Annotated in this window: 6 protein-coding genes; all 6 read right to left on the bottom strand. The window is 65.7% G+C overall.

From position 1 onward, the window contains the following. Position 1: 1 nt before the first annotated feature. Positions 2-5,548: a hypothetical protein gene (locus OG472_RS10155; RefSeq protein WP_405829108.1), complete on the bottom strand. Its 5,547-nt coding sequence runs from the start codon at positions 5,546-5,548 to the stop codon at positions 2-4. A 165-nt stretch (positions 5,549-5,713) separates the two neighbouring features. Beyond that, positions 5,714-9,757, bottom strand: a complete 4,044-nt coding sequence (locus tag OG472_RS10150) for a type IV secretory system conjugative DNA transfer family protein (RefSeq protein WP_405829107.1) — start codon at positions 9,755-9,757, stop codon at positions 5,714-5,716. 136 nt (positions 9,758-9,893) lie between these two features. Next, positions 9,894-11,948 (bottom strand): hypothetical protein, encoded by a 2,055-nt coding sequence (locus OG472_RS10145; RefSeq protein WP_405829105.1) that lies wholly within the window; start codon positions 11,946-11,948, stop codon positions 9,894-9,896. A gap of 142 nt (positions 11,949-12,090) precedes the next feature. After that, positions 12,091-13,857 (bottom strand): AAA family ATPase, encoded by a 1,767-nt coding sequence (locus OG472_RS10140; RefSeq protein WP_401612917.1) that lies wholly within the window; start codon positions 13,855-13,857, stop codon positions 12,091-12,093. 407 nt (positions 13,858-14,264) lie between these two features. Beyond that, the gene (locus tag OG472_RS10135) at positions 14,265-14,813 is read right to left on the bottom strand and encodes a hypothetical protein (RefSeq protein ID WP_405829102.1); all 549 of its coding nucleotides are present in this window, start codon (positions 14,811-14,813) and stop codon (positions 14,265-14,267) included. A gap of 168 nt (positions 14,814-14,981) precedes the next feature. Then, on the bottom strand, positions 14,982-17,240 hold the full coding sequence (gene mobL / locus OG472_RS10130; protein WP_405829100.1) for a relaxase MobL: 2,259 nt from the start codon (positions 17,238-17,240) through the stop codon (positions 14,982-14,984). Between the last annotated feature and the right edge of the window lie 17 nt (positions 17,241-17,257).

Raw genomic sequence — 17,257 nt, 5'->3', positions numbered from 1 at the left:
CTCAGTACCCCATCCCGTAGTCGCCGCCGTCGACCTCCGGCTGATCGATCTCGATGCTCGGCGTGTAGACCCGGCGCGCCGGGCCCACGCCAACGGCATGCGCGGAGCGGCGATTCGAGCCGCGGGTGCGGGACGCCTGTGCGTCTCGCGAGATCACGTCGGGCTTGACCACCGAGTCATCGACAGCGATCACGGCGTTGTCCGGGCTGTGGGTCTTGGCGGAGCCCAGCTGATCGAGCTGCCAGGACGCCTGCACCCGAGCCTTCAGAGTCCCCGAGGACGCGAACTGCTCGTTCTTCTCGCCGTCGTAGACGCTCTCGCGGTTCTCGGCCGCCTCGACCAGATCGGTGAACGCGCCGCCGTAGGCCATCCGGTCCATCACGGTGCCCCGCAGCGACACGTCTTCTTCCAAGTTGCGGATGAGCCCGGTCGCCGGGTCCTTCAGCGCACTGGCCACGCGGGCCACGTACTCCGGGTTGACCGTGACTCCGAAGCCCTCCTTGGACTCGTAGAACTCGACGAACTGCTTCTTCCACTCCTCCTCCGTAGCCTGGACGGGCTCACCGTCGACGAATGGCGTGTGCCACTGGCCCGGGCCGACCTGTTCGATGCTGCGGCCCCTCCAGAGATCGCGGCCGGGGCCCTGGAGCATCGCGTACTTGTGCCGGGCCTCGGCGGCGTCGTGCTTGGCCTGCAGGATCGACTGGGTCACCGGGTAGGTGACCTCCAGGACGGCCTTGAGGTCCTCGCCGCGCAGCGCGCGCACGGCGCGTTGGCTGAACGAGCCACCCAGGCCGGTGCCGTGGGACTTGATCGCCGTGGCGAACATCGAGGCTTCCTGGTCGGTCTGCGTGATGCCGGGCACGCCCTGCGCATCGCCCAGGTTCCGGGCGTAGTCGGTGAGCTTCTGCTCGTTCCCCTTGGCGCCGGTCTCGACACAGACCTTGCGCACGCTCTGCAGGTGCGCCTCGCGATCCGAGAACGTCAGTGCCGTACCGAACTCGCCACGCTGCGCCTGGCGGTACAGCCCGCTCAGCTCCTGCGTCACGACCTGCTGGGCGAGCTTGATGTCCTCCGGCGAATCCGAACCCGTGAGTGCCTGCAGCCGGAGCCGGTTCGCCTGGCTCCGCGAACCCTCCAACTCAGCGGCCAGTCCAGCGTCCTTGGACAGCGCGACCCGGGTGTCCAGCGACACCTGCATGGCCAGTGGGTGTGAACCATCGCCCTTGACCACTCCGGTGTCCAACAGGTTGGCCGGCACCGAGAGCTTCGCCAGGGCCTCAGCCTTGGCTGCCTCGCTGTGCAGCTTCACCACGGCGACGGCGTCACCGTCGAAGTCGCCGTCGAAGCAAGCGTCCATCACCGGGTTGATCGCGGCGCCGGTGAGTCGGTCGTCGATCGCGACCCGCAGGTAGCGCACGCCGGCGTCACGGAGCACCGGGTCACGCCACACCAGCGCGTGGTCGCCCTCGGCAAGCCCCAGCTGCTCGGCCTTGACCGAGCTGAGCGCAATCTGGTCGACGTTCAGCCGTGGGTCCGCGGTCCACACCATCGTCGCCGAGTCGGTGAGCCGTGAGGCCATCAGCCCGGTCTTGAAGATGTTGCTCTTGCCTGTCAGCACTCGGTTCTGGACGTCGGTCGTGATCGCTTCGAAGGCGCGCTGAGCGTGCGAGACCGATTCGCTCATGGCGCGACGCACCTCGGCGCGCTTCTCGGCGGACAGACCCTGGCCGTCCAGCTGCTCGGCCATGTAGCGGTAGCGGCAAGCCTGCACGAAGACGTCCTGGTAGCTGCGGGTGTAGTCGTGCGTGACGGAGGACCCGTCCTCGAACTCCTGACCACTGCGCAGATGCGAGGACATCACCGGCAGCTTCCACGAGCTCGCGCTCACCGTCTCGGTCTGCTCACCGGTCGGATACGTGAGCGGGAACGGGATCTCCATGTCGCCGCCGCGGTCGCCGATGAGGTCGCCGAAGGACTTGCGCATCGCCATGGTGTTCAGTCCCGGGAGCTGGCCCGCCTTGCGCGGCTGCGTGCGCAGCAAGTCGGGCATCGGGATGAACCGACGCTCGGTACGCTCGTCGAGGGCCTCAGCCCGGCCGATCACGCGCAGCGTGCCGTCAGCGTCCATGTCCATGCCGGTCACCAGCAGGTACTCGCGCAGGCTCGACTCGGCCCCGCTGTTGTGGCCGTAGAACTCGCGCATGATCGCCGGGCAGTCCTGGGACTGCAGCGCCCAGGCCAGCTGGGAGGAGGCCTTGCGGCCCTTGCCGGCACGCACCTGCTCGTCGTCGTAGATCTTCGTCTTCTCGTCGACGGCCATATGGGTGACCACGAAGCGCATCTCGCCCAGGGCACTCGGCCGCAGTTCTCCGTTGGGCGAGCGCAGATCGGAGACGTTCCCGTTCATCAGCTCGCGCGCCGAGCCCGCGTTGCGCCGGGAGATGAGGCTGAACGGACTCATCACCACGTCCAGACCCGGGTTGGCCCGGAACCAGTTGACCTCTTCGACGACGGCCTGCTGCCGCGCGTCGTGCAGAGGCATGTCCCGGTCGACGATCAGCGAGATCACGCCCTTGTTGCCGTGCAGATCCGCGATCTTGTCGCCCACGACGAGATCGCGCTCCTGACCGCCGGCCCCGCGGATGCGGTGGCGCCCGGCGAACTCCTTCGACACCACGATCGGGTCATCAGCCGTCCAGCCGCCGAAGGTCATCAGCGCCGTCTTCGCCGGCGCGGTGACCTCAGAGGACTGCATGATCGTCGAGGCCGTCATCTGCTGACGGTCGAACGGGTCGTACCGCAGCGTCTCGAGCTCGGGGAGGGCCATGAGCGGCGCACGCTGTCCGGCCACGCTCTCGTCGCCCGGCACGATGCGACCATCGGTGTCGACCCGGGCCTGAGTGGTCAGGTACCGCACGATGCCCTGGTTGGTCGCGCCTCCGGTCATCACCGGGTCGAAGTAGCCCCTGGGCGCGGCCACGTTGTTCCGGTCCTTGCCGGTGAGCACCGTCATGTTCCGCCCGCCGGTGAGCCGCCAGGCGTCGAAGCGGTTGTCATCAGCCGGGTCGGTTCGGTCGCGCTGGGCCCTGTACTCGGCGTAGACCGTCGAGCCGGCCTTGATCTCGTTGGAGTAGCGCACACGGCGCGCCTCGGTCTGCAGGATCGCTGCCGTCCACTCCTCCAGGTGCGCCTTGACCTCGCCGGTGGACTCGTCCCGCTGGTACGTGGTGGCGCGCTCGATGAAGTCGATCGGGTGCTTGGTGCCGTACAGCTGTGAGTAGACCGTGTTGAGCGAGGAGGGCTCGCCGGTCTCGCTCCGCCCGGCGATGAGGTCACCGGCGATCTGGTACTGGATGCGCTCGTGCATGAGCTGCTCGTAGCCGCGCAGGCGCGTGCGCTCCTCGACCGAGGTCGGAGCCTCGCCCGGGGTCTGGGCCGTGATCGTGGCCTCGTAGCCGGGCACGATGAGGGCGTTCTGCCCGCTGGCGAAGGCGGTGGTGATCTCGCCGTACTCGCCGACATCGAAGACCTGGCCGATCTCACCCGAGATCGGAGTTCCCTTGCCGTCACGGCGAAGCTTCTCGCCAGTCCAGCGAATGACGCCGTGCTCGTCGACCAGGATCTCGGAGACCCGCGCCGCGTTGCGCTCAATGCTCTCGCGCACGGTGGCCCCGATACGCCGTATGAACGCAGATTCGTGATCGGCGATCGGCACGGAACGCTCGGCGTTGAAGCGGACGAGCCGGTCCTTGAACCGGGTCGTCTGGAAGGTCGAGCCCATTATCTCGTCAGGGGAGATCTCGCAACGACGAAGCGCTGAGGCGAGGTTGTCGAGGTTCGACCACTGCCCGGTGGGGCTGGTCATGTATCGCGCCACCCGCTCCGGGTTGAAGCGCTGATCGACCCACTCGCCGTCGACGTCATGGGGCAGCGCCTCCCAGGTCCCGATGAGTTCGAAGGGAACGTCCTCAGCGTGCTGTCGGACCTTCTCGACGGCGGTGCCGCCGTAGACGAGGTTGCCCATCCCGGGCGCCTCCTCGGCCTGCAGCTCGCCGATCCCCTCCAGCCTTTCCTGGTACATCTCCTCGGTCGCACCCGGGCGCAGCAGTTCGCTGCGCGCGCCTGTGAGCACGTCCCAGTACGAGCGCTGGATCGCAGCGACCTCAGAGTCAGCCGAGTACTCCGGTGGTTCGATCGCATCCAGCGCTCCGCCGGTTCGCTCCAGCTCCGTCTCGGCACGAGCAATGAGATCCTCGACGCCAAGGGCTGCCCGCAGGTTCTCCCGAGCGCTCTCGACGGCGGTCTTGGCATAGGCCTCGGCCGGCTCGGTGTCGAGGAAGAAGGCCGGCAGTGAGCGGTTCTTCGCGTCCCGGCGCAGCATCACCTTCGAGCCGGGCCGAGGGCGGGACTCGCCGGGGGCCACGTAGTCGCCGACCACGAACATCGACTCACGGTCAACGTGGTAGCTGTCGGGCACATCCACCATGCGGTCACGGCCGCGCTCCTGGTGTGTCGCGCCGGTCTCGCCGGCGGCGTGCCCCGGCAGATCCTTACGCTCGACGCGATGTCCCTGGGCGAAGCGCAGTAGTTGGACAGCCTCCGTCGGCGAGGGGGAGTAGACCGCCATGCCGCCGGGAACACGGTAGTTCGTCGAGTAGCGCAGCACGGTGCCGTTGTCGTATACCCGGGCTCCGGCGTACTCCTCCTGACGCGTGTCGGTGAGGCGGATCTCCATGCCGGTCCCAGCGATCTTCGCCTTGATCTGACCTGGCTCGCGGTCGCGCATCACCTCGTAGGACACGCCCTGGGCCTTCAGCTCTTCGAGCAGAGCGGCCGAGCGCGCCACGGCGCGCGCGGACATGAAGCGGTTGCGGTCGACGCGGTTCGTCTGCGGGTCCCGGCCGCCGTCGATGACCCACTCGCGCACCTGGTCGTACTCCTGCTGGCTCATCTTGTCCATCAGCGCGGTGAGTCCAGCGGCGTCGTCGTTCGTCATCGCGCGGCCCGCCTCGAACGGCCTGCCATCGTCGCCGATGCGCCAGAGCACCATGTTTCCGCGCCGCGGATCGGCCAGGGTCTCCACCTCGCCGCCGGCCACGCGTTCGATCGTCTCGTCCGGCAGGTACACCAGCGCGGTCCCGGCGCGCTTCACGGTCGCGCGTTCGGACCAGTCGGGGTCATAGGGGCTGATCGGCAGCCCGGCCGACTTCGGGTCGACCTGGGCACCGACACCGGTGACGCGGGTGAACTCCCGCTGCGACTGCTGATAGCGCTCGTTCTGCGGGGAATGATCACCGAACTGCGGCTCGTAGCCGGACACCTTCTCCGCGAACGCCTGGTCGATGGCAGAGAGGCAGTCCGCGATGCCCAGCCGCGGGTCGGCCAGTGCGGTGCCCCGCTGGCCGAGGATCTCGTCGACTCGGGCGCGGATCGCCTTGGCCTGGGAGATCGGAACGACCTGTCCGGTCTGCGCCCGGGCCTGCTCGACTGCCTTGTAGTAGACGTACTCGTAGAAGTACCTGCGCAGTCCGCGTGCCTTCTTCATGGTCAATCAGCCTCCTGTGGACGCTTCGGGTTGCATAGAGCCTACATCGCCTATCGAAAGAGAGTTGGAGGCTATTCAAAAGGTCAGTGCCGAGGCTGTCCCTCTTAGGTGAGAGATGGCCTCGGCACTGGTTGTGATCCTTGTCCGACCCCAAGCGGCCGTCAGCTACTTCGAGTTCATCTCGATGGCCATCGCCCTGTCGAACCGGCCGTCGGCCAGCACCTCCCAGCTCGGCAGCGAGGCCAGGTACTGGTAGAAGGCCGAGTAGACCCTCACCGTCGCCAGCGACTTCAGGTCCTCCTCGGTGACGTCCTCCTCCGCGAACACCCGCGAGTCCTTGTCGTTCACGTGGCCGTTGATCCGGCGGGCGGCATTGGCGTATGCGTCCGAGCGGATCCGGCTGATGTAGGTCTGAGACCCGTCGGCGCTGCGCAGTTCGCCGTCGCCGCCGACCGAGAAGTGCTCGCGATCCTGTTCCAACTCGGTCTGCGCGGACTTGTAAGCCTCACCGATCTCGATGTCCAGGCTCTTGACCTTTGCCGAGCCGTCGGGATTGACCAGCATCTCCTTGCTGATCGTCCCCTCCGCGTAGAGCAGGCGCCGCCGTTCGACGCTGAGCGCCTGACTCTCGGCGACTGCGACCCCGACCTCGACGTTCTCGATGAACTGGTCCTCGTCGAACATGCTCATCCCCTCGTACTCGTCGGGGTCGACGACCACCGGAGCGTCGGGGTCCTGGTACTTGTCGACCGTGGTCATCGTCGTGATGACCTCCATGACCTCGTCGGCGTAGACATCCGGGTCCAGGCGCTCGATGTCGACCTCCTGGTAGCCGTAGATCTCCTTGTACTGCGCCTTCGCGTCCGCGGCCTTGACCGCCTGCCGCATGCGCTTCTCCAGCATCTTCACGAAGTCCGGCTGATTCATCCGCACGTCGAAGTCCAGGGCACTGGACAGCGTGGGGATCGTCTGCAGTGAGTACGTGTGCCCCGGGTGCTTGATCGTGTTCCCCAGTAGCCGGAACGACATCGGCAGGATCGTCTGGTTGCGGTTCCAGATCGGTGCATCGCCGGCCCGGAAGACGATCGAGTTGCGCGGCGAGAGGAAGGCCATGTCGTTGTAGCTGATCAGCGGCTCTTCCTTGGTGCTCATCGTGTAGGAGACCCGGCCTTCGGTCTTGCCGCCGATGACCTTGTCGAGATCCTGGCTGATCTGCTTGCTGTCCCTGTACGACCGGTGAGTCTTGCCGCTCATCTTCTCCAGCGTCTCGATCATCGAGTCGTCCGTGGACTTCAAGAAGACGATGTTCGAGGTGTTGCCCTGCACGATCTTGTCGACGCTCTCGCCGTAGACGTCGCGCAGTTGCTGCAGGGTCTGCAGGATGAGCGTGAACTGCTGCTCCTGGCCCAGGCCGATGGAGAGCATCGTCGCGAAGCCGTCGATACCCTTGCCCTCCGACTGCAGGTTGCCGAGCTCGTCGAGCATGAACCGCGTGCGGTAGAGCGGCTTCTGGTCTGACTTCGTCATGTACGACTGGTCGGCGCTCACGTCGAACAGCTGCTTGACCAAGATCAGGATCAGTTTCGCGTACTTCATCAGGTGAGGCGGAGTCACTAGGAACAGCGCCTTCGGGGACTCCGAGTAGCGGGACAGCTTCTGCGTGATCGCCCGTGCCTGATACGAGACCTTCTCCGGGTTGCCGCCGCCGGAGAAGTCGAGTCGCGTGTCCGGGTAGAGCGTGTCCCCGGCCTGGAAGGACAGGATCTTCCCGTCCCGAGTGCCACTCTCACGCACCGGCTTCAGCTCACGCATCACGCCGTTCTTCACGATCTTCTTGCCCGTCACCGGCTCGACCACGTAGTGCCGGCCGTTGAGCGAGACCTGGTGGGTCTTCGTGAAGCTGAAGTAGAAGGTGCGCACCAGCATCTTCGTCTGCGGGTTGACCAGCTCCAGCTTGAGCCAGGCTTCGTCGTCAGGGAACTTGCCCTTGAAGTTGTACCGGGCCCAACCTTCGCGGCCGACGATCCCCTCGTGCTCGAAGTCCTCGCCGAGGCTCTTGGTGAACATGGGGTCCGCGTAGGCCGACCACACGGCCTGCTGACCGACGAGGTGGTCGCGCTTGACGTAGTTCGGCGCGAAGCGCACGCCGAGGCGACGCGGGAAGCTCAGGCCGGCCAGGTCGGTGTTCTGCGACGGCTTGCCCGAGGTCAGCGTCGAGATCGTGGGGTCGGTGAAGAACGACATGGCGGTGATCGCGATGCCGTACACCGAGGCGAGCATCTTCTCCGCCCCGGCCATCGAGCGCAGCGCGTTGTGGGCGTTGCCCACCATCGTGCGCATGTTGTTGCGGGGCAGCTCTTCGCTCGCGTTGAAGTACAGGCTGAGCATGTCCTGATCGGCCTTGCCTTCCCACATGAAGGCCTGGGCCGCAGCCCTCTCCTGCTCCTCGGCCAGGGCGTCCCCGTTGTTCTCGAACTCGCCGGCCTTGACCCGCTTCTCCAGTTCGGCCTCAGGGTTCTTGATCTTCTTCGAGCTCATCTGCACGAAGAGCTGGTAGCAGTTGTAGAGCGTGACCTTGCCCCAGAGGTCATCGAGCTTCTGCTCGAGCAGCGCCGGGTCCATGTCCAGCACGGCTGCGGCGCTGCGCAGCTCCCGTTCCTCCTCCAGGTAGAAGTCGATGAGTCCGTAGGCCGCGCGCTTGAAGGCGTTGTTGGCGGCGTTGGGCCAGACCGGGTCCTCGCCGCCGTCGAGCGGAAAGAAGATCCCGGCGATGTTCTCCACGTACAGTGCGCACTTGGTGAAGTTGCCTTCACGCGCTGCGTCGGCCGCCAGCCCCAGGGGGTTGTAGATGTCGGTCTTCATGGAGTTGATCAGGTTGAACTGCACCGGTTCGAACCCGCGTGTGACCAGGGGCACGTAGTTCTTCACCAACAGCTCGCCCTTGGGGTCGTTGATGACCATGTTCGAGGGCTTCTTCTCTCGCGACCACATGTCGATGACCGGCTCGATGTACGTCTGGCCCTTACCGGCTCGGGTAATGGCCAGAACCATGGTGTTCACCGGCGCGGTATCGACCACGTACGCCCCGGCGGGGCGCTGGACCTCGTACGCCGGGAACGTCCAGTCCTCCTTGATCAGGGCGGCGACGGTCTTGTACCTGTCCGATCCGAAGCCGAGTTTGTCCCGGTTCTTGCCGTCAGGGTTGTACGGGATGCGAGTCGTGTCGTACTTCTGCCGCAGGGTCTTGTCATCGGGGAGGCCGGAAGCCTCGAACAGCTCGTCGCCGAAGCCTTCGTCGATGATCGGCAGGGTCTGCGTCAGCGGACTGCCTTCGTCGTCGTCCATGACCTCGCCGGCGTAATAGGCGAGGTTCCCCTCCTCATCGATGACGTCCTTCTTGGCGCGCTGGGCGACCTCGACGGTGCCCAGACCCTTCTGCCTGAGCATCATGTGACTGAGCATCGAGCTGACCTGCACGCTCGAGTGAGCGCCGGCGTCGGGGAACCAGTCGTAGTTCTGCTGGATCTCTTCCGGCAGAGCGATGTGCTGGTCGTTCTGATACTGGTTGATGTCGCTCGTGGTGTTCATCAGGTTCGCCGCGGCGACCCTCCGCGAGAACCACGTGCCGATGACGAGGGCGACCATCAGACCCGAGCCGAGCGTGATGAAGAGCTTGAACCCCGAGACGTCGGCCAGCTGCTCTCCGACCGTCGTCGCGCTCTTCTCGGGCTCAGCCGGCCTGTCGGCGCCGAGCTCGTCCTTCGCCGCGGTGTACCAGACGGGGACCGGAACAGCCTCAGCGCTGGGGTAGCACTTCGCCTTCACGTCCGGGTTGCCGTCCTTGGTCAGGGGCCGGTAACACTTCACGACCGAGCCGCCCGCACCCGTCGCGGTGTCCTGAACGTAATACGCACTCGGCTTGCCGCTGCCGCTGCCGGACACACCCGAGCCCACGGACACGCCCACCGAGAGCACCGCCGCGGCGATGAGCGAGTAGAGGACCCAGGCAACGACCGTCACCAGCACTCCGGTGATCACCGCGACGACGATGCCCGGTCTGCTCGACCTCAGGGTCAGGAACTTGCTGCGGTCCAGTTGCTGGTTGTCGTAGACGTCTCGGTTCGTCAGCGTCTCGCCGGGCGTCCGCGCCGAGATCTTCTCCCAGCTGTTCGCCTTCGGCCGTGCCGCCTTCCGCCTGTTCGTGGCCATCGTGATTCCTTACTCCCGAGCCTCGCTCATTTCGCTGTCCCGCTGTCCAGTGCGCCCGCCTGCGCAGACGACGACGGCGCATGGGGAACGCGTCCCATGCGCCGTCAGATCACCCCGTCGGTCATGACCGGATCGCTCAACGGATCAAGACCACCCCGACGATGAAGCCGGCCACGCCCATCAGGAGCGAGAGCGTGACGATCATGACGACGAGGATCTTGTTCGAGCGGCTCTGCATCTCGGAAGCCCGCGCCAGCTCGTTGGCGTAGGACTCCTTGTCGGCCTGCATCTCCGTCAGGCGTGCTTCGTACCGCTTGGCCACTGAATCCTCGACCGTCGACAGCTGCTTGAGCAGGTCGGTGACCCGCGTCACCTGGGAGTTGGTCTTCTCCTTCTCCAGGTCGAGGTTGTGCTGCCAGTCGGCGTCCCGAGTCGTCATCTGGATGATGGCGTCCTTGCGGTTGCGTTCGAGCTCGTCCTCCATTCGGCGGATCCGGTCGGCGTGCTCAGAGCGCACCGACTCCAGGAGGTCCCGCTGTTCCTGGCGCAGGATGCCGATCTCGTCCGTGGTCCGCTGGTGCTCGGCCAACGCCTCGTACTGGGCGATGTCGGCCTTGCGGTTGTCGTCGACGATTCGCTGGATCTCGGACTTCCACCGGTTCAGGCGCTCTTCCTCGGCCGCCAGGTACTCCGACTGCCGTTCGGCCAGCACCTCGAATATCCGCGTCTGCCCGGTCTGCATCTTCAGCGTTGCGTCCGACCGCCGGACCCGCAGGATTTCCTGCTGGTTGTGCGCGTGGGTATCCTCGATGTCCCGCTCGATCTCGGCGACGGAGTCAATCTGCTCGCGCTCCATCCGCGAGCGGTTGCGCTCCTTGTACTGCAGCTCCGCCGAGAGCGCCGCCTGCTGGGCCACCTTGGCGGCCTGCGCCTCGTAGTCCTTGGCGATCTCCGCCCGGCGGGCTCGGATCTTTTCCTCCCTCTCTGTCTGCCGCTGCTGGTGCTCAGCCTCAGCCGCGTCCTTCAACAGCTTGTATCGGGAGCCCTCGCGGTCGGTGGCCACCGCACGGATGACCTGCTCGGTGTGCGCCGACATGAGGTTGACGTAGAGCGCACGCAGCTCAACCTCGTGCGCGGAACGGAGCTGCATCAAGTCTGCGTTGGCCTGCCGGTTGAGCTGGGCGACCTGGTCCCCGAGCCACTCGGTCGCTCCCTCGGGCACGGCGATCTGTACGACCGGTGCGCCGATGGCGAAGGTCGCGTTGAACTCATCGAGCCGGACGTCCAGGTCCAGCTCCTCGGAGAGGAACCGGCGGGCGATGACATCGCGCACCTGGGCCTGATCGGCCAGCAGCACAGCGTCGCCGGCCTCCTGGTGGTCGCCTTCGACGCCGTAGCCGGCGTCGGTCTCCTCGAAGCCCTCGTAGCCGGGCACCTCGTCGCCGTCGTGGTCCGGCCATGACTCGACCGAAGCGGTGCCCACGTCGTCCCCGTCGAACACGGGCGTGTCCACCCCTTCATCGTCGACGACGTCGCTGAAACGCGGCTCGCCGTCCAGGCCCTCGTCAGCCCCCTCGCCACCGGGGATCTCATCGAAGATCGCATCCCCCTCGTCCTCCCAGAGGACCGCCGGGGCGGGGCCAGCGGTCCCAGCCTCGGCGACCAGGCCGCTGTGCTCTTCCCACGCCTTCTTACCCACGGCTTCTTCGAGGCTCGTGGTACCGGCAGCGACAAAGCGCGCCTCCGCGAAGGTCGCATCGTTCACCAGATCGACGAGCAGATCGCCGCCGGGCTTCTGCCACACGACGGCCCAGGCGTAGGTGGCACCGGTGAGCAGTGAGTACTCCTCCATGCGCGCGAGAGTCTCGTCGGTGGGGATGATGCCGAAGACCTCCTCTTCGATCATCTCCGCCGTGGCCACCGTGCGGATCTGGTCGGAGCTGATGAGCTCGATGATCGAGCCCTTCGCCTCGTCCCGGCCGTGCCGTTTGCTCAAGCCGCCGATCTCGTCGGCCGCAAGCACGAGCATCACCCAGGCCGTGCCGCTGGGAAAGACGAACGGAGTGTTCGACCGCAGCAACTCGACCGCTGCCGGGATCGCCGTCTCTCTCACCACGGAGGCCAGAAGCTCGTCGGGCTTCTTCCTCCGTTCCTTCTTCTGGCGGACCGCCGCCGCTCCCAGAATGCCCATTGATGCCGATCCCTTCGCCCAAAGAACACAGTCCGCCTGGTTTATGAGCATCCTATCGTCGCCTTGTCGGAGTAAGCAACTACAGGATGCCTAAGGGCTATCGACTCGTTAGTCGACTAGGTCCCCCCCGGCCTTGGCCGACTCATCGCACCGCACTGACCTCGATGTAGGCATCGGAACTCAGCAGGTTCTTGTCGTCGCTGACCAAGTCGCCGACGACGTCGATGCGGATCCGTCGCTCTGAGGGGTGCTCGTTGAGGAAGGTCGCCACGGCGGTGGTGACCTCGTCGGTCAGCCTCGCCACGGCCGCACGCGCGCCGCCGGCATCGGAGTCGGTGTCACCCTTGTCCTCGATGAGGTACTGCAGGACCCTCGCATCGACGTCGACCCGCACGTTGTGCTTGATGAACACCTCCTGCACCATCTGCCGCAGCTTCTTCCGTACGATCTTCTGCTGCGTCGGCAGCGACAGCGGCTGGAAGGGTACGATCGCGTCGATGCGGCCCAGCAGCTCGGGCGGGAACCGGTTGTCGCCTGTCGTCGAGGAGATGGAGCGGCGGATCAGCTTCTCGTACTCCATCAGCTGTTTGCCCGAGCCGGTGTCGTCGGCGGCGTACTGCGAGATGCTCTTGTAGATCTCCGTGCCGGCGTTCGTCGTCAGAACGATGTACGTGTTGAGGAAGCTCACTTCGCGGTTGTTGTCGTCGTTGAGCCGGCCGTCGTCGAGCACCTGTAGGAGCACGCGCGTGACCATCGCCGAGGCCTTCTCGACCTCGTCGAAAAGCAGCACGGCGTGGGAGAGGTCCCACACCCGCTTGGTGAGTTCGGAGCGGAAGGCCGCGAATGACGAGTCCTCGGCGTACTCCGTCATGTCGAAACGGATCAGGTGCCGCTGGTCATCGCCGAACAGCAGCTTCGCCAGCTGCTTGGTGAGTTCGGTCTTGCCGACACCGGTGGAGCCCGTGAACAGCAGGCTCGCCATCGGCTTTCCCTTGTCGTTGAGGTCCGCCACCGCCAGCTGTAGGCGACGTGCCACCGCGCTGGTCGCCCAGTCCTGGCTGAACACCTTCTCGTCCAGCTGCTTCTTGATCTTCGCGCCGTCGACCTTGAAGGCCACGTTGACGTTCAGGGTCTCCATGAGCACGTCCGAGAGCAGGTCCCGGTCCATCGGCCGGTGCGTCAGGCGAGACCAGCCGACCATGGAGTCGAGCACGAGGATCGACTTGCGCGGTTGAGCGCTGGCCGGCATGTAGCGCTGGGTGTACTCGTAGATCTGCCGGAAGATGTGGTCGTCGTAGAACTCGTCAGCCACCCCGTATCGTTCGGCCATGCCCTGCAGGATCTTGATGGTCGTCGACTGGTCGGGCGGGTTCAGGTTGATGCGTTGCAGTCGCTCGACGAGCGGCTGGTTCGGCGAGATGTGCTTGTGGAACTCCTCGTAGGTCGTCGCCGCGATGATCCTGATGCCGCGGGTTCCCGATGCGGCGAGGACCGGCTTGATCGCCTCGACGGCGGCGTCGGAGAGCTGAACGACCTGATGGAACTCGTCGATGAAGAGGACCAGTTCGTGCCTCTCGTTTCTGACGAAGTCCTCGGCCTCGTCGAAGAAGCCCTTGAGGATCGCGGCCATGTTCTCGGCGGTGCCCGCCTCGGAGATCATGCGCGCCGGGTCCACCTCCAGGTAGAGGCGGTCCTTGTCCACCAGCATCGTGGCCTGGACCAGGGCCGTCTTGCCCGTGCCGGCCTCGGCCAACAGGAGCGCGTTGCACAGCTCGGGACGGCTCATCGAGGCCAGCAGCTGTGTCGTCTCATGGTCGCGGCCGACGATGTCGCGCTCGGCCTTCTTCAGTGGCTCCGAGAGCTTGGACAGGAGCCGGTAGCGCTCGTTGAGCTGCACCTCTTGAAACATGCCACACAAGACCTCTCGACAGGACTGCTGATTCAACTGCAATATCAGTCAAAACCTATCATGAGTCGTGCTTGATAGGACGCTTGATGGTGAGTGGGAAGGGCGCGCTCACTGGCTGGGTCGTGGATCGGAACCCGGCGGCCGCGCGATCAGTGCTCGACATCTCGTAGCCGTAGGTCGTGCACTCCAGTGGGTCAAGGCGATCGACTTGTGCGTCCAGATGCATGCGCTCGCGCGCGCAGCGCTGACGGTTTCGGTGGTGTGAGCTGACCGGCAGGTAGGCGCCCCGTGGTAGCGGTCCAGTGAAGCCGTCATGGCCTGTTGCCCTATCCCGCTCGTGTCCCGTGCAGCCGAAAGGCCCCTGGATGTCATTCCAGGGGCCTTTCGCATAAGGCTCGACCTTGGTCTCAGCCGGCCGTCGGCTGGTCGACCTCGACCTCGGCTGCCTGCTCCCACTCGGTCTCGGGGGCCGAAGCCTGAGCCTGTGACTCCTTGGCCGCGGCCTCGGCCCTGCGGGCTGCGCGCATGGAGGTGAGTTGGTTGTCCAGCGTTTTGCTGTCGACCTCGAACTCGGAGGCCTCGACGGACTTGGTGTTGACCACCAGGCCGGTGCCGCGCGTCGAGGGCATCACATTGCCCTTGAAGCCGTAGACGGTGCCGACCTCGTTGCCGTCCTCGTCCAGGATCGGCTCGGTGTTCGACCCCGCGGCCTTGGTGATCTCCTCCATCTGACTGATGGAGTACGGGGCGCCGTTGTTGTAGCGGACCTTGCCGTCCTCACCCCGAACCCGATCGGACTTCAGATGCAGGTTCGTCTGATTCGGGCCGCGCAGATCTCGAGCGTCAAGCTGGATGTCGGCGTACTGGGACTTGCCATCCCTGGTGAAGCCCTTCTTGCGGACTATCGCGATGAGGTTGACTCCGGTCATCGCGCCCCTGCCCTTGAGAAGTGCCATGATCTCTTCCCTCCACTTGTTCCGACTGTCATCTGGCAAGTCGGCCGCGATCAGTCACATCGCCCGAACAAGACGTTGAGTCCCCGCCGAACATTCTTCACGCTAGTACCCTTATAGGCCATTCGACAAGACCGCTAACTAGCCTGTCGAGTTGCGCTTGAAAACGGATTAGATGGACGGCTGATGCGAGTCGAATGCCATCTCGGCATCTGGTGTGGTCACAGCCTGATCGACTTGGGCCTGGACCCGCACGACGAGGCCGGCGTCCAACGAGGAAGCCTTGGATCGCCGCATCCGCTCGGCCTGCTCGCGCCCGGCGCGCAGCTCCGCGATTCGGGAACGCAACACGAGCGAGCCGGATCCCGCGCCCGTCTGCTGAGGCGTCAGCTCCCGGGAGACCCGTGTCATCGCCGCGACATCGTTCACCGGCAGATCGGGAATTGCCTCTGGCTGACCGGACTGGTCCAGGTAGTCCATCGCTGCCAGCAGCAGCCGTCGGCGATCCCTGGCCGTCTCGACGAAGGCCTGGTGTGCGCGCGGCCCGATCTTGACGTCGGTGACGAAGTCGTAGCCCAGGTGGTGTAGATCCAAGCCCTTGACCTCGTCGAAGTCATACGCGGCACCGACGACGACCTCGAAGTCCGTGCTGACCGCGTCGGTCTCCGTACTCGGCCGATCCGCGGCGCTCGACCCCACGCGCAGCACCAGGCCGGAGGAAGCGAGATCGGCCCGGAGGCCGTCCAGCTTCTGGTCATAGGACTGCTTCATCGTCCGAATGCGCGCGTCCAGCACCGCCCGGCCGCGCTCGCCCTCGGTCAGGAGCCTGCCGCCGGGCTGATCGTAGATGGTCCGGCCCAGGTTCTCGGCCTCCTCGGAGTCTTTCATCCGCTGCAGAGAGGCATCCGCGCGCAGGGCCATGAGCGAGAGCAGCCGCTGGCCGTAGGCCGCCACGTCCTGTTGCTGCTCGCGCCATGCGCCTGCATCCCCGACAAAGGGTAGGAAGTGCCGGTACTTGCTCATCAGCCTCCAGTGGTAGTCCTCCTCGAAGCGATAGAAGGCGTAGAGCGGGCGCGAATCCTCGGCGGCGGCACCGGCCTTCTCGGCCCGTTCCCACTGGTGAGCGAGATCGCGATAGACCCCGACCTTCTCCCGGTGATGCTGCAGACGTGAGGCGTAGCTGCGCAGCCGGAAGCCGAAGGAGACCAGATCAGCTTCCGTGTTCTCGTGGTCCACCTGGCGATCTGCGGCCAGCGCCGCCATCTGCTGATAGTCCATCCCCATGACTTCGAGCATCGGCGTGCGCACTCGCAGTTCCGACTCCTGCATGGCTCGCAGCATCTGGTAGATGCCGTTGACGGCGCGCTCCGTGATCTGCGTACGTCCCTGCTCGACCAGCTTCTGCCATTCCTCCGTGCTCAGATGCTCCTTCGCACGGCGCTCGTTCGCGTAGTCGACGATGCGCTCCATGGCCTCCGGCATCGGGGACCCAGCACGTTCGAGCTGCTCCTTCACGAGCTCGGTCACCAGCTGGTTCGCCTTGCGCATGCGAGCGTCGTTCGAGCCGGCGCGCCAAAGCGTTCGGTCCCCGGGCAGGCAGGCGAGCAGAAACTGCGGCAGGGACTCGGCACGGATTCGCTCGTGCGCCCACCGCTTGATGAAGGTGGTGACGTTGCGCCGCTCGTAGCCGACGGCGCTGGAGAGGTGAGCCACCGCCTGCTTCTCCTCGAGCCAGGCATCGACGCCGCGGCGGAGCCGGGACTTGTGCCGGTCCAGTAGCTTGCCGCGCTGTGTGCCGTCCTTCGTCACCTGGCCCCGGCCGCCGTCGACCATGGCCAGGTGGCAGTGCACATGCTCGGTGTCGACCTGGATGACCCCCACGTACCGCAGGTCGTCGAAGCCGCTGGTGCCCGAGCTCATCCGCCCCAGGCCGTACATGATCGCCATGCGCAGCTTCATCTGATCGATGTGGCCGCGGTAGTCACCGCGGGCTTCGCAGCGGAAGTCATCGTCGATGATCTTTTGCTTCCGCAGGTACTCCTCGTCGAAGGACAGCACGGTCTTCAACACGGTGTGCCCCGCGTCGAAGTAGTGCTGGATGTCCTTGCTGGCCGCCTTGAGCTGTTCGTCCGAGAGCGAGACCGAGCCGTAGCCGAAAGCCACGCCGCCGTCGCCTTGGGCCTGGCGCATCTCGTGCTTCGTCGCACCCCGCGAGATGCCGACGCGCCCGACGGCGGACTCCCGCGCCGTGTAGCGCAGGATGAAGTCGTCGGTGCGCAGACGCTGGATCGGAGCCAGAGACTCCGTCGCCTGCGCGCGGGCCATGTACCGGGTGACGTAGTCGCCCGGCGTCGCGCCGCGCGATCCCTTGCCGCCGGGCACCGGCACACTGAACTCATTCACGATCACGATGTCCTGCTTCAGGCCCATCGTCGCTCTCCTTCCTA

Origin of the sequence: Streptomyces sp. NBC_00207 (genome assembly GCF_045160965.1) — a bacterium.
GTDB lineage: Bacteria > Actinomycetota > Actinomycetes > Streptomycetales > Streptomycetaceae > Streptomyces.
This window is presented reverse-complemented; position numbering and strand designations above follow the sequence as displayed.

What these genes read in the sequence shown, in the direction of transcription:
- OG472_RS10155 (WP_405829108.1), bottom strand. Translation starts at nt 5,548, where the DNA reads ATGAAGAAGGCACGCGGACTGCGCAGGTACTTCTACGAGTACGTCTAC.
- OG472_RS10150 (WP_405829107.1), bottom strand. Translation starts at nt 9,757, where the DNA reads ATGGCCACGAACAGGCGGAAGGCGGCACGGCCGAAGGCGAACAGCTGG.
- OG472_RS10145 (WP_405829105.1), bottom strand. Translation starts at nt 11,948, where the DNA reads ATGGGCATTCTGGGAGCGGCGGCGGTCCGCCAGAAGAAGGAACGGAGG.
- OG472_RS10140 (WP_401612917.1), bottom strand. Translation starts at nt 13,857, where the DNA reads ATGTTTCAAGAGGTGCAGCTCAACGAGCGCTACCGGCTCCTGTCCAAG.
- OG472_RS10135 (WP_405829102.1), bottom strand. Translation starts at nt 14,813, where the DNA reads ATGGCACTTCTCAAGGGCAGGGGCGCGATGACCGGAGTCAACCTCATC.
- mobL (WP_405829100.1), bottom strand. Translation starts at nt 17,240, where the DNA reads ATGGGCCTGAAGCAGGACATCGTGATCGTGAATGAGTTCAGTGTGCCG.